Genomic DNA, 13,862 nt, shown 5'->3' with positions numbered 1-13,862 from the left:
ACGTTGCGCGGGCGGCACGCCGCCGCCCGGCCCCTTACCCGTTGGAGTGGCATATGGCTACGGTGCATCTGCTGTCGGATGAAGAAGCGCGCAAGATCCCCGAGGCGTGGGCGGTGTTCGAAGACATCCGCGCCACCCGCAAGTCCGATTTCGTCAATAACTTCTGGCGCGCCCTGGCCAACGACCCGCCCCAGCTCAAGCGCGTCTGGGAACAGCTCAAACAGGTCATGATGGCCGACGGCGAAATCCCGCCGCTGGTGCGCGAGATGATCTACATCGCGGTATCGACCGCCAACGGCTGCGCCTACTGCATCCATTCCCACACCGCCGCCGCCCGCGCCAAGGGCATGACCGACGGCCAGCACGCCGAACTGCTCGCCGTCATCGGCATGGCCGCCCAGACCAACGCGCTGGTCACCGCCATGCAGGTGCCCGTCGACGACGCCTTCACCGTGAAATAGGGCGCCGCCATGGCGACCATTCCGCTGTTTCCGCTGTCCAACGCGCTGTTCCCCGCCGGCGTGCTGCACCTGCGCATCTTCGAGGTGCGCTACCTGGACATGATCCGCCGCTGCATCGCCGACGGCACCGAGTTCGGCGTGGTCGCGCTGCTGTCCGGCAACGAAGTCCGCTCGCCCGAAGGCCAGGAGACCCTGGCCGACACCGGCACCCTGGCCCGCATCGACGCCTGGGACGCGCCCATGCCCGCCTTGCTGCAACTGCGCTGCGTGGGGACGAGCCGCTTTCGCCTGGTCTCCAGCCAACTGGCAAAATACGGTCTTTGGATGGGCGAAACCGAGCCCATCGACGATGACCCGCCGCTACCCGTGCCGGCGCCGCTGCAACCCTGCGCCGACGCCCTGGGCCGCCTGGTGGCCCAATGGCAGCAGGAAGGCGTGCCCGCCGACCGCATGCCGGTGGCGCCGCCGTACCGCCTGGATGAATGCGCCTGGGTGGCTGACCGCTGGTGTGAATTGTTGCCGCTGCCGGCGGCGGAGAAGGTCCGGTTGCTGGCGCTGACGGATCCCCGCGTTCGCCTCGAAGCCGTGCGCATCGCGCTGGAAGGGCCGCAGGCCTAGCCAGCGGCAGGCGGCGCTGCTTTGGCGGAGCAGGGCAACGCGAGTCGGGCTTGAACTGTTTTTTGGACACCATGGATATCAGGATTGACGAAGGCCTGCGCGCCTATATTGACCCCTTGACCGACGACGAGCGCGAGGCGCTTGAACGCAGCCTGCTGGCCGAAGGCTGCCGCGACGCGCTGGTGCTGTGGGGCGACCTGCTGATCGACGGCCACAACCGCTACGCGCTGTGCAGGAAGCACGGCATTCCCTTCGAGACCAGGCAGAACACCTCGTTCAAATCGATGGACGACGTGCACCTGTGGATGATCGAGAACCACCTGGGCCGGCGCAGCGTGTCGGATTTCCAGCGCGGGGTGCTGGCGCTGCGCAAGAAGGAGATCCTGCAATCGCGCAGCGTGCCGCCCTGGGAAGACGACGGCAGCACGCCGCCGCCGGAACCGCCGCCCATCCCGCCGGCCGCGGCATTCAGCCGGCAGGCGTTGGCGCGTGAAGCGCGCATCAGCAGCAATACGCTGGGGCAGATCGAGCGGATTCAGAAGGCCGCCGCGCCGGAGCTGGTGCGGGCGGTGAAGGATGGGGCGATCTCCATCAACGCCGCGGCGGCGGTCGCGACCTTGCCGCAGGAGCGGCAGGCGGCGGCGGTGGCGGGGGGCAGGAAGGAATTGCAGCAGGCTGCGCGCGAAGTGCGCCAGGCCAAGGCGCCGCCGCCGAAAGAGGCAGTGCCGGATATTCCGATCGAGAACATCGCGGATTTGCCGGCTGAAGTGGCGCGGCTACGGGAGCTGCTGGCGCGGTTGACGGATGAAAGGGATCAGTTGAAGAAGAAGGTGATGCATTTGACGGTGGCGTTGGCTGAGGCGCGGAATGCGTCGGCGGGGGGAGGGGATGATTGACGGGGGCCGCCTCTCAACTGAACGAATCTTGTCGAGAATTGGCCTGACGGCCCATATTTGGTAAAAGCAAGGTTGATCAGAACCTGAGAGTCGATGGCTGCCATGTCCGAACCCTATTCGGCCTTTCTCAACCTCCAGATGCCCCGCGAGAATCTTGCCAGATGGCTCGCGGCCCCGGCGCCGGCGGCATCAAGATGGTCGGACTGGCGTGCCATTGGCGGCCTGTGGTACCTCTCCGAAGGCAAGGATCTGGCCGCCTCCAGCAATCAGGATCTGGGCAGGCTCATTGCGGAATGCGACGCCATGCTGGCTCGCCATCCGGACAACCGCGCGGCGCTGAGGGCCATCCTGACATCCGCGGAGGCCGAGAACATCAAAGTTGCGGCCTACGACCGTACAGGAACGCGCTTCGTTGCAGGCTCGCTGACCTATTCCGAAAACCTCTACGACCTCATCGTCTTTTTTTCGATAGCACGTGGAGCGGCCGACTTTTTCGAGGCGGATGGTCGTGGCCTTGCAGTGGTCCACGACTATCTCTGGGGCGAGGAAGACGAACGAGAAACGGTGGCTGCGCTGGAACTCGCCGGAAACGGCGGCTCCGTATTCCTGGCGTCCGAAGCAATCGGCCAAGCCGCTGGCGCATTCGAGGCCATGGTGGACGCGATGCTGGAAGGCAAAGAGGATCCGGAGTTCCAGCCGCGCAATCAACTCGAGCTTCTTTGAGACCAGACCTGCGTCCAGCAGGGACAACAGCGTGCACACGACAGGGCCGCCTGGCGGGCCAAAGAGGCAAAATTTCCAATGCGATTGCTACCACTGGTTATCATGCTGTCCGCTTGCGCGGTCTGCCAGGCGCAGGGAACCAGGACCTGGCACTTTACGGGTGCCGAACTGGTCGCGGCCCTTGAAGGCCGGATGCCCTCAGAGCTCCGCGATGCATCGCTTCGCCGCCAATTTTCTTCCTCCTATGCGCAGGCCTACGTGGTCGGCATCGCCGACCAGACACAAGGCACGGTCTGGTGCACCCCCACCGGCGTCCTTCCTCACGAATTGAAGGACAGGGTGTACAGCTACTTGTCCAAGCTGCCGACCAGCCGTCTCGCGGACAATGCCGGCCCGCTGGTGAGCGAGGCACTCCGTCAGTCTTTCGCTTGCCGGTAGGATCCTTTCCGCCAATATGTCCTCCGGGCCGCACTCTTAAAATAAATTAAACCGGCTCTATGCCGTTATCGAAAACCGAGATTGCGAAGAGGCGGGGGAAGATGTTTTCAGATCCAGAATTTCCCCGCTCACAGCCTTCGCTATCATTGCTGCACGAATCGATCCCAAATTGCTGGATGCATCACCAGGAAGATTCAAGCCCTTCAATTGTTCGGCGTATTGATCGGCAACCTCTACGACGCCAGACTTATAAATTGTCGCAACGCGTTGATCTCCCTTCATGACAACCTGAACGGCATTTTTGGCGGAGTTGTCGGCCTCAAGGCGACCTATGCCTTGTTCCACTGCTTCCGCTTTGCGCAGCGCTTCAGCCGAGGCTGCCAAATCATGAGCAAAGTTAGCGGTCGGCTTCACCAGCGGAAGATTCAAGTCCGCAATGCTGCGCGACCTTGTCGTTAGGGGTATGCCTTTGGAAATGTCCATAGGTGAAAATCCTTCTGTTTGATTGCTTTTGATCACTGAAAAAGCAGCCGGACTATTGGAACAGCCTGATCCATCAATCAGGTAAATTCTACGAATCCCTGATCAATATGAATGCACGAATAGCGCCCACGTTTATGGCTATTTATGCCGTTGTTCCAGGGTTTAGATAGTTCGGATCGTTGTCGCAACGAATGGCTGAAGGCTTTCCACACCTGGTTGCCGTGGTTGGCAGCGACCCCCTGGGGATGCTCCACTGCCGAGGACCGAGCTCCCGTTGGAGAAAAGACTCGCGCGAGCGAGAACATCAGTGACGGCAGAAAACTCAGAATTGGCCATTCGATCAAGGCGACGGTGAATGACCTGGATGTGTCGTTAGCAGCCCAAGGTGGCGGATTACTAGCGGCCAAAAGCGGACATTGGGCGTCGGTCCACGCGGGACAGCTACCGGCTGATCTGAGCCGATCGTGTCGCCTGCCTGGGTGGTAGCTCTCGCCCGCACCGGTCAGTGAATGCGGCGTTGAAAGCGCGGAGGCAATGCCGCCGCAGCCCGGTATATCAGTGGCTTCTGTTAGTATCCGCGACAAAGAATTTGCAACCAATGGCAACTTATGAAATCGACCCACGGAGCGAGTCCAATGGTTAGGCTGCTGGCTATTTGCTTTTTGCTGTGGGGCACAGCTGTAGCGCAAGCGACTGAGACTTTTGCGTCGCGAGACGAATTGAATGCCTTCAAGGAATTGCAGCAAAGCAAGTTGGAGTCACAAAAGGAGCTTCAAGTCAAAGAGTTGGAGTCACAAAAGGCGCTTCAAGTCAAAGATATTGAGACCGTCCGCCAACAGATCACTGCCGTTGACAAGCGTGTAGATGACCAATTGGCGCAGTTGGGTCAAAGCATTGACCGGTTTGGCACCTTGACCACCCTGCTGAGCGTCGTCATCACGGTATTGCTGGTTTTGGGTGGATTTCTCGGGTATCGCAATGCCAAGTCGGAAGCTAAAGAGGCGGCCTCTGATGTTGCGAGAGCTAGCGCACAAGAGTGGTTTGACAAACAGGCAGAACAGCTGAGAGAACAAATTAAAGCACTTGGGCATAAAGCCGCTCAGTTGCATATAGAAATGGATGGGCATGCGCAAGGGGTTCAAGCGTACGCTGCTGATGTCGAAAGGGCTATCAAAACTGTACAAGAGTCAATTGTCAAAAACGGGGCCCAAACCCCATCTGCTCTGGCCGACTCAACAAAAGTGCTTGCTCAGCGCGACCGTGAGCTGAAAGCCTCTAACGAAGACAGCTACTCTTTCGATGACTGGAACACTCGCGCCCACGCCGCGTACACCGCCGGAGCCTTGGAAGACGCTGCCTATTTTTGGTTCAAAGCCGCAGGAGTTGCCGATGCCAGTGCCACCAGTGTTGCAAAGGTGCTAATCAATCGAGGTATCACGCAGGGGCAACTGAGCCAACACGAAGCCGAAATTGCCAGTTACGATGAGGTGCTGCACCGCTTTGGTGATGCTGCCGAGCCCGCGCTGCGCGAGCAGGTCGCCAGGGCCTTGGTCAACAAGGGCGTCACCCAAGGCCAAGTGAACCAGAACGAAGCCGAAATAGCCACCTACGATGAGGTGCTGCGCCGCTTTGGCGATGCTGCCGAGCCCGCGCTACGCGAGCAGGTCGCGATGGCCTTGCTCTACAAGGGCATCACCCAAGGCCAAATGAACCAGAACGAAGCCGCCATGGCCACCTTCGATGAGGTGTTGCGCCGCTTTGGTGATGCTGCCGAACCCGCGCTGCGCGAGCAGGTCGCCAGCGCCAAGGTCAACAAGGGCATCGCCCAAGGCAAACTGAAGCAGAACGAAGCCGCCATGGCCTCCTTCAATGAGGTGTTGCGCCGCTTTGGTGATGCTGCCGAGCCTGCGCTGTGCGAGCAGGTCGCCAGGGCCTTGGTCAATAAGGGCGTCACCCAAGGCGAACTGAACCAGAGCGAAGCCGAAATATCCACCTACGATGAGGTGCTGAGCCGCTTTGGCGATGCTGCCGAGCCCGCGCTGCGCGAGCAGGTCGCGATGGCCTTGCTCTACAAGGGCATCACCCAAGGCCAACTGAACCAGAACGAAGCCGCCATGGCCACCTTCGATGAGGTGCTGCGCCGCTTTGGTAATGCTGCCGAGCCTGCGCTGCGCGAGACGGTCGCCAGGGCCACGGTCAACAAGGACGGCATCCAACGCCAGTTAAACCTGTGAGAGGAAATTCGCGGGTGACTGCTTTGGGTCGAAAGCTACCCGTCATCAACGACTACTCGGCAGGGAGGCGCGCAACGCCTAGGGGGGAAGGGGCGTTAAGAAAACGTCAATGCCTTCCCCCAACCTCGCATGCCGCTGTCGGCAGGGGGCGCACGTCACAGCACGTCATCGACTTCCGCGCCATCCCGCGCTATGGGGAACTGACCGTCATTTGACTTCCCCGGGATCTCGAGAACGCTGGCAGCCACAAAAAATTTCCCCCTGCCATGCGAAATCGCAAACCCTCATCACAAGCTCGTTGCTATATACGTCATGATTTTTATACTAGGGTTTTCCCTTTGTCATAATACAAATTCATGCGCTCGCGTTTCACTATCGGCAACCTCTCCATTGGCACCCGGCTGACGCTGGGCTTCGGCACCGTACTCGCCCTGTTATTGGCGCTCACTGGCCTATCGCAATACGAACTGACCCACATCGGCGGTATCAACCGCGCAATCACAGAACAGACTTGGGCCAAAGCGAACGCCATCAACATTATTGACGTGACGACGCGCGCCAATGCGCGCGCCAATCTCGAACTGATCGTCAATACCGATCCCCGCACCGCCGAAACGCTGTTTGCTCGTATCGACACCAACCGAAAGGCGATCGACCAGGCGCTGGAGACCCTGCGGCCGTTGTTCCGCACCGACGATGAACGCCTGAAGTTGCGGTTATTGGAAGACGTGCGCGGTCGCTATGTGAAGTCATTCCAGGGCGTGGGCGCACTCCTCAAGAGTAATGAGCGCGACGCCGCTCGCCAGCGCTTGCTGGAAGAGACCCTTCCGCTTCTGGACAGCCTGCAAGACCGTGTCGTGGAGATTTCCCGGATTCAATCTGCCGAGATGGTGGATGCCGGCGCCGATAGCCAGCGGGTGATCGACAACGCGGGTATGTTGAACCTGATCCTGTCGGGCATGGCCGTCGTGCTGGGCGGCCTGTTCGCGTGGCGGGTGTCCAAGTCGATCACGGCGCCGCTTGCTCAGGCTGTGTCGGTGGCCGAGACCGTGGCGCGTGGCGACCTGGGGCAGCCCATTCACGCTGTCACCCGCGATGAAACCGGCCGGCTGCTGCGTGCGCTGCATGACATGCAGGACAAGTTGGCCGGCGCGGTTCGCACCATTCGGGCCGGGGCCGAAACCATATCCAGCGCAGCGGGGCAGATTGCGGCCGGCAACACGGACTTGTCCAGCCGAACCGAAGAGCAGGCCGCATCGCTGGAAGAAACCGCCGCATCGATGGAAGAACTGGCATCGACCGTCAAACAGAATGCCGATAACGCGCGCCAGGCCAATCAATTGGCGGCAAGCGCCTCCGAAGTCGCCCAGCGCGGCGGCGCCGTCGTGTCGGCGGTGGTCAGCACGATGGGGGATATTTCCGCCAGCTCGCGCAAGATTTCCGAGATTGTCTCGGTCATCGATGGGATCGCATTCCAGACCAACATCCTGGCGCTGAACGCCGCCGTTGAAGCGGCCAGGGCGGGCGAGCAGGGCAAGGGCTTCGCGGTGGTCGCGGGCGAGGTGCGGTCGTTGGCGCAACGCAGCGCGCAGGCCGCGCGCGAGGTCAAGACGCTGATCGAAGCGTCCGTGAGCAAAGTGGCCGAGGGCGCCAACCACGCGGAAAACGCAGGCACCACGATGCAGGATGTGGTCGCCTCGGTGAAGCGCGTGACGGACATCATGGGCGAGATCGCCGCGGCATCGCAGGAACAGGCCTCCGGCATCGAGCAGGTCAACCGCGCGGTGTCGCAGATGGACGAGGTGACCCAGCAAAATGCCGCGCTGGTCGAAGAGGCCGCGGCTGCAGCGGGCTCGATGCAGGACCAGGCGCATGCGTTGGTGAGAGCGGTTGGTGTGTTCCGCTTGAGCGAGGATGCCGCGCGACGTGGGGACGTTGTTGCCCAGCCGCGCGAGCGCGGCGCGCTGATGTTGACCTGATCATTACGTCTCACTACGGGTCAGACCATGGGCGGGGCGCAATGCCCCGCTAGTACCACGTTCATCAACCGTTCAGGCTTCGGTGCTTATGCTCCAGGCCCGAATGCCGCAAGGCTAGATTGCAAGAACGGGAGCACACACCATGACAGTCTTTCCGCCTCCGCTGGAAGATCCGGAGGACGATGAACACAGCCCGGCCGAACGCGCCGCCGCTGCCGCCCGCAGCACCTGGGTGAGCGTGGGCGTCAATGTGGTGCTCGCTACCGCGCAGATCGTCATCGGTATTTTCTCGAAGTCGCAGGGCTTGATTGCGGACGGTATTCATTCTTCTTCCGATCTGATCGCCGACTTCATCGTGCTGCTGGCCAACCGCCATGGCCAGAAAGCAGCCGACGCGGACCACCACTACGGCCATTATCGCTACGAGACCGCGGCGTCCCTGGCGCTGGGCGTCTTGCTGCTGCTGGTCGGCGGCGGCATGCTGTGGTCCGCCGTGACCAAGCTGGAGCAGCCCGACGCGATCCCGCAGGTCCACCTCGTCGCGCTCTGGGTGGCCTGTGCCGCCCTGATCATCAAAGAGGCCTTGTTCCGCTACATGCTTGCCGTGGCCAAGCGCGTGAAGTCCAGCATGCTGGTGGCCAACGCCTGGCATGCGCGCTCCGACGCGGCATCGTCGCTGGTGGTGGGCCTGGGCATCGTCGGCAACCTGTTGGGCTACCCGATACTGGACCCCATCGCCGCAGCCATCGTGGGCTTCATGGTGGCCCGAATGGGCTGGAGCTTCGGCTGGGACGCCTTGCACGACCTGCTGGACCGAGCCATCGACGAGGACGAAGCCGCCGCGATCCAGCGTACCTTGATGGAAACGTCAGGCGTTCAAGGCGTACACGATCTTCGCACCCGAAAAATGGGGGATATGATCGTTGTCGACGCTCACCTGGAAATCGACGCCGGGCTGACCGTCGAGGAAGGCCACAAGATCGCCGTGCAAGCGCGCCAGCGCGTCATGCAACGGCATCGTGTATTGAACGTGATGACCCATGTTGATCCCTGGAGACCTCCCGACGCGCCCAAGCAGGGCGCCGAGGGCAGGGCGATTATCGAACCAGGCCGTCCGTAGCGCGCTTTGACGACAAGGAAGAAACATGAAAATCAAGAACTCCAATACTCAGTATGCAGGCCTCGTGATCGCCATGCACTGGCTCATGCTCGTGGTCCTGGCATTGGTCTACGCCTGTATGGAATTGCGCGGGCTGGCCACTAAAGGCACCGATCTGTACAACAACATCAAGGCGCTGCATTTCTCGCTGGGGTTGTGTGTGATCGGGCTGGTGGTTTTGCGGGTGGTTATCCGGGTGGCTTCGGGCCCGGCGCCTGGCGTGCGGCCGCCGATGCCGAGGTGGCAGGATGTGCTTTCACGGCTGATGCATTACGCGTTGTATGCGTTCATGATCGTCACGCCGATTTTGGGGTGGTTGACGCTTAGCGCGGGAGGGAAGGTGATTCCGTTGTTCGGCCTGGAGGTTCCGGCGCTGGTGGGGCCGGATAAGGCCTTGGCGGATCAGGTCAAGGAATTGCATGAGACCTTGGCTACGGTGGGGTATTTCCTGGTGGGGCTGCATGCTGCTGCGGCGTTGTTGCATCATTATGTGTTTCGGGATAACACGTTGGTGCGGATGTTGCCGGGGAAGCGCTGAGCTCTTGGGGCGGGAGCGCGAGGCGGGCGTGATCCACGGCAGAAGCGCCTCACCCGCGAGGCAGGGCTCAGGCTGAAAATCGCTTGAGAACCAATGACGCATTGACGCCACCGAAGCCAAATCCGTTGAGCATGGCATGCTCTATGGCATGAGCGCGCGCACTTCCAGCGATCAGGTCTAGGCCGTCTGCCAACGGATCTGGATGTTGCAGGTTGAGCACGTGTGGCGCAATCTGGTCACGCAGGGCCAATATAGTGAAAATCGCGGCGGCCGCTCCAGCGGCTCCCAGCATGTGGCCCATGGCGGATTTCGTGGTCGTAATGGAGGGGCCAGAGCCTGCTCCAAACACTTGGCGAATGGCCGCCAGCTCTCCTCGGTCACCGACAAGCGTGGATGTCGCATGAGCATTCAGATGTTGAATGTCATGGGGTTGCAACCGCGCCTGCCGCAACGCCGCGCGCATCGATCGGGCGGCGCTGGAACCATCTTCCGGCCCGGAAGTGACACGATAGGCATCGGCGGAAGTGCCGTAGCCTACGACTTCCACCAGCGGCTTGGCACCGCGAGCCAACGCATGATCCAGCGCCTCAAGCACCAATAGCCCCGCGCCTTCGGCCATGACAAAGCCGTCCCGGGCCAGGTCAAACGGGCGGGAAGCCTTCGCGGGCTCGCTGTCGCAATGGGTCTTCACCGCCTTAGCCGCCGCAAAGCTGCCTAGCGCCACTTTGTCGATGGTGGCTTCGCTACCGCCGCAGAGCGCCATGTCGGCTTCGTCATTCCGAATCAGGCGCGCCGCATCGCCAATGGCCTGGATGCTGGCGGCACAGGCTGTCACCGGCGCTCCCAACGGACCCTTTAGCTGGTGCCTGATCGACACTTGTCCCGCCGCCAGATTGGCCAGGAAAGCCGGCACGGTGAAAGGCGACAAGCGCTGCGGCCCTTTGCCATCGTGACCCTCAGCAGCATGGTTGGTGCATTGACCCTCGCCCGCGCCACGGCGGCGGGCAACCCGGCGCTTTCCGAAGAAATCCTGGCAACCGTGCGGGAGCAGTTGGCTGGATAGTTTTATTCTGGCGGCTGCCTCGCCCAACTCGCCTGAGCTAGCCTAGCGCTATTCGGACTGGTTCAAAATCTCCAACTGCAGGGGTTGAGTTATTACTAGGGCGGGAGGGGAGGGGGCCGCCCCCTCTAACTCAAAGCTGTTGGCTGCAAAATCCGGCGGCTCCACAGAATTGATGTCAAGGTTGATTATGCAGACGGCCACGGAGGTAGTCAGCCAGAAGCGGATATTCACCAACTTTCTATTTTAGGCGTCGGAAATTCCTACGAAACAGGGCCAATTCAATCGCCTGTATTAGACCGAGATAGACGTTTCTGAATGGGCGCCCGCTTAGGTACTGCTGCCGAAGATTAATCAACTCAGAATGGGCTATTCGACTCAGAATCAGCCGTCCCTGCAGAGGGTGCCTCGGGGACTGGCGCGACCAGAGGTATAACTACAGATGTATGGATGCTCGTTGGCCCGACAGCAGCGCTAGTACCAGGCCCACCCGCAACAAGGATTGCCGCATCTGCGTCGATTGCAGCATCGCCAACATTGCGCATCAAATCTTCATCTTTAGCCGCACCCTCATCTGGGTCTAAATCGACAAAGTTTCGGCCCATCATCATTTTGTAATGAGGCATGTGCTCCATAGTTTTGAAGACCTTGAAGAAAATTTTCATGTAACTTTGCGTCATGCCATCGCTTATGGCCACATACAGTTCATCCGGTGAGTAGTGAGAGCCGTCGTTCACCCAGCTAATCAAGGATTGGCACTGAACTTTCTCGTGCCCTTCGAACCTTGAGAGAATGATACTCGTATCTATATTCCCCAAAATTTTGAAGTAATTCTCGAGGATTCTGCGCATAGTATTTTGAATGGTGAGCGCAGGTAGTGGATTTCTCGCCAGCTCTGCCCACAGAAGCTGATAGGAGGTTTTAATTGGGTTGGTCTCAAACCCTTCAACTCTCGAATAGTCATCGGGCTTGCGCACTATCCAAAATGTCTCGTCTTTCATAGGGTCATCGCCAGTCCTCTGTGGGTTAAAGGTGATTTCTTTATGAAAATGTATATTATGGGTCAGGACAAAGATCTGCTTGATATTACTCGTCCTCTGACGAACTTCGTGAAAAAGCTTTTTGATCAAACTACTCACGATGAACAGTACATCGCTGTCCAAACTTGATACCGGGTCATCAATGACGACAATTCGATCAGTTTTTATACCCGAGGTCGTGGTGCTTCCTCTCACCAAATGATAAAAGTACAGGAAGGTAACGAAGGTCTTCTCTCCTTCACTGAGCGTTGCTTTGGCATCAGTGCCGTCGCTTCTGATCAGGCGGTATGAATCGTCTGTACACGCAGTGTCAAGGGAGAAGCTTCGGAATCCAAAGTCTTTAAGAATTTTATTGATGGCGATGACAGTGGGTTTCACGCTTGTCAATGAAGCTTCAATCCTTGCTATCTCCGCGTCAGCCATGGATATGTCTAAATTGGCTTTCTCCAGGCTCGCACTGATGCCAGCAATTGCTTTGCTAATACGGCCTATATCACTGACATAATCGGCAATAGTGTCTTTAAGCTCGACATCAAGAAGGTGCCGCCATACCGAACCTGTTAAATTCCTCTGTTCGGCAGAGAAATTGGAAACAAGACGATTGTGCTCAGAGACCCTGAGGTTGGCTGAATTGATCAATTCCGAAATTCTCAGTGAAATCTCAGCGAGACCTTCCAGTATTACAATGGTGCTGGGACTAGCCAATTTTTGATCAATGCGCTGCCTGTTCGCCATTATGATTGCTTTCACGGCCTGCAATTCAGCATCAAGCTTTTCTCTATCTAAAAGGGGATAGTCTGTATCCAGCAGTGCCTGAGCTTGAGTTAAAATTCCATCTGCTACCGAATTATAATTCTCGCGGAACCGCGATAGCGCCCTAGTGTCAGCCTCGAAAGTCTCATCGAAGTAAGCTTCAAGGCTTTTCTCGAAGTCATGCGGCAATTTCTGTTGGCAAAAAGGGCAGTCACCATCCGTATGGCCTAAATACTTCGTACCTTGCCTAATCCAGTCACTGTTTCCCAAGTGCTGAATCATCGCAGATACACTCACATCCTCTTTGCCGACCACCTTCTTGCCGAGCACAGCACTTTTTTCAAATGCGACCAAGCGAGCAAGGTCAAGGGTAGGAACAGCACTCATGGGTGACGGTGCGTCACCATAAAGAACGTGGGCGCGTTTGCGCAGATCTTCGATGTCAACTAGCTCTGAAGTATTTTCTTTGCTTTCTTGTAGGACCCTATTCTTGAATGCTTCCTTGTTGTTTCTAAAGCCTTTAAAGGCTATGTGAAACTCCTTGTCATGCTTTTGTTTTTGTTCCCAACATCGAGTTAGCAGCTTTGCTTCCAGTGCATTTTTTTCTCCAATCTTCCCGCTCTCGCCATCGGCGCCTTGCAAATTTTCTTGCGCTTTAGCCCTGATCTGTTCGTAAGCGCGCCTCTCTCTCTGAAGTTCTTCCAAACGATCACGCTGGTCCTTGACGGTTTGCCCTAGTGTGAACACACCCTTGAACTGCTTCGAATCAGTGAAGTTCTCGGCGATGAAGTCGTTGTTGTAGACCATGGTAGGGATCGGATTTCCCTTTGCCCAAAGAACCCTTGAATCGGCGGACAGTGCTGGATCTTTTATCAGCCTGCTGATTGTTGTCTTACCTGATCCGTTGGCACCGTAGAAGTAGTTCACAGCCTTCAGGTTTTGAATTATTTCCGGGGCTTTGGAACTGTAGGTAGCTATGCCTGAAAGGGTGATCGATTCAATCATGTCTCGCATCCTTGGAGAGGGGCAAGCCGAAGCATGGCCTGGATATGAAGCACAGCACTCCGAATCTGGAACGGCAAGTCGCATTTTGCCACCGATGCGGACACCATAAAACCTGCTTGTGAAGCCCGTCGCTTGGCATGAATACCGTCGCGAGCCCCCGGTGAGGTCTACGCTTGTTTGTTCGTCGATGGCACCATCGAAATGAGGATAGATTTTGCTCTACATGTCCCCTTTTAGTGCGCCATCAGCGATACGTCCATGCCACCGTACTTGGAACGCCACTTGTAGAGCGTGGCCGAGTTGAAGCCTAGGTCCCGGCATAGCTCTGACCTGCTCCACGCGCTTGCTGACATCAATGATCTGGCTATTCGTAAATCTCGACTTCTTCATTCGGTAGAACTCCCTGCCATTGTCTGAGAGCACGGTTTCGATACGCAGGCCCTGCTGTTCGAAGTGCAGTAAGACATCGTTGTTC

Annotated in this window: 11 protein-coding genes and 3 pseudogenes; 10 read left to right on the top strand and 4 right to left on the bottom strand. The window is 58.4% G+C overall.

The window, feature by feature from the left end:
• Positions 1–53 precede the first annotated feature (53 nt).
• From H0523_RS21270 to H0523_RS21250, 5 genes are all read left to right on the top strand, one after another.
• Complete coding sequence (locus tag H0523_RS21270) at positions 54–461, top strand: carboxymuconolactone decarboxylase family protein (protein ID WP_054431219.1); 408 nt, start codon at positions 54–56, stop codon at positions 459–461.
• 9 nt (positions 462–470) lie between these two features.
• Positions 471–1,079 carry an LON peptidase substrate-binding domain-containing protein gene (locus H0523_RS21265; protein WP_054431221.1) on the top strand — a complete coding sequence of 203 codons (609 nt, stop codon included), beginning with the start codon at positions 471–473 and terminating at the stop codon, positions 1,077–1,079.
• A 71-nt stretch (positions 1,080–1,150) separates the two neighbouring features.
• Positions 1,151–1,975 (top strand): ParB N-terminal domain-containing protein, encoded by an 825-nt coding sequence (locus H0523_RS21260; RefSeq protein WP_054431453.1) that lies wholly within the window; start codon positions 1,151–1,153, stop codon positions 1,973–1,975.
• Between the two features lie 102 nt (positions 1,976–2,077).
• The gene (locus H0523_RS21255; protein WP_054431454.1) at positions 2,078–2,698 is read left to right on the top strand and encodes a hypothetical protein; all 621 of its coding nucleotides are present in this window, start codon (positions 2,078–2,080) and stop codon (positions 2,696–2,698) included.
• A 78-nt stretch (positions 2,699–2,776) separates the two neighbouring features.
• Positions 2,777–3,136, top strand: coding sequence for a Rap1a/Tai family immunity protein (locus H0523_RS21250; RefSeq protein ID WP_054431223.1), 360 nt, complete (start codon positions 2,777–2,779; stop codon positions 3,134–3,136).
• 57 nt (positions 3,137–3,193) lie between these two features.
• Here the strand turns inward: H0523_RS21250 and H0523_RS21245 are convergent, their stop codons facing one another.
• Positions 3,194–3,619, bottom strand: coding sequence for a hypothetical protein (locus tag H0523_RS21245; RefSeq protein ID WP_156350066.1), 426 nt, complete (start codon positions 3,617–3,619; stop codon positions 3,194–3,196).
• Between the two features lie 635 nt (positions 3,620–4,254).
• Between H0523_RS21245 and H0523_RS21240 the strand changes: the two genes are divergently transcribed.
• The 4 genes from H0523_RS21240 to H0523_RS21225 all read left to right on the top strand — a co-directional run bounded on the left by H0523_RS21240 (position 4,255) and on the right by H0523_RS21225 (position 9,529).
• Entirely contained in the window at positions 4,255–5,853 is a 1,599-nt protein-coding gene (locus H0523_RS21240; RefSeq protein WP_156350068.1) for a tetratricopeptide repeat protein, read from the top strand.
• A gap of 356 nt (positions 5,854–6,209) precedes the next feature.
• On the top strand, positions 6,210–7,832 hold the full coding sequence (locus H0523_RS21235; RefSeq protein WP_054431228.1) for a methyl-accepting chemotaxis protein: 1,623 nt from the start codon (positions 6,210–6,212) through the stop codon (positions 7,830–7,832).
• 142 nt (positions 7,833–7,974) lie between these two features.
• Positions 7,975–8,952 (top strand): cation diffusion facilitator family transporter, encoded by a 978-nt coding sequence (locus H0523_RS21230; protein ID WP_054431230.1) that lies wholly within the window; start codon positions 7,975–7,977, stop codon positions 8,950–8,952.
• A 25-nt stretch (positions 8,953–8,977) separates the two neighbouring features.
• Positions 8,978–9,529 carry a cytochrome b gene (locus H0523_RS21225; protein ID WP_054431231.1) on the top strand — a complete coding sequence of 184 codons (552 nt, stop codon included), beginning with the start codon at positions 8,978–8,980 and terminating at the stop codon, positions 9,527–9,529.
• Between the two features lie 67 nt (positions 9,530–9,596).
• On the opposite strand, the pseudogene H0523_RS21220 reads toward H0523_RS21225, so the two are convergent.
• Positions 9,597–10,478 (bottom strand): annotated as a pseudogene (locus tag H0523_RS21220) (beta-ketoacyl synthase N-terminal-like domain-containing protein); the annotation flags it as partial.
• Here H0523_RS21220 and H0523_RS32465 point away from each other — a divergent pair.
• Positions 10,473–10,592: pseudogene (locus tag H0523_RS32465) on the top strand (TetR/AcrR family transcriptional regulator); the annotation flags it as partial. The pseudogenes H0523_RS21220 and H0523_RS32465 sit on opposite strands and share 6 nt — an antisense overlap.
• 356 nt (positions 10,593–10,948) lie before the next feature.
• On the opposite strand, the gene H0523_RS21215 reads toward H0523_RS32465, so the two are convergent.
• Together H0523_RS21215 and H0523_RS21210 are read right to left on the bottom strand one after the other, a co-directional pair.
• Positions 10,949–13,387: an AAA family ATPase gene (locus H0523_RS21215; protein ID WP_054431234.1), complete on the bottom strand. Its 2,439-nt coding sequence runs from the start codon at positions 13,385–13,387 to the stop codon at positions 10,949–10,951.
• Between the two features lie 239 nt (positions 13,388–13,626).
• Positions 13,627–13,777, bottom strand: a pseudogene (locus tag H0523_RS21210) (transposase); the annotation flags it as partial.
• Positions 13,778–13,862 lie beyond the last annotated feature (85 nt).

Origin of the sequence: Achromobacter insuavis, from assembly GCF_902859645.1 — a bacterium.
Taxonomy (GTDB): domain Bacteria; phylum Pseudomonadota; class Gammaproteobacteria; order Burkholderiales; family Burkholderiaceae_B; genus Achromobacter; species Achromobacter insuavis.
This window is presented reverse-complemented; position numbering and strand designations above follow the sequence as displayed.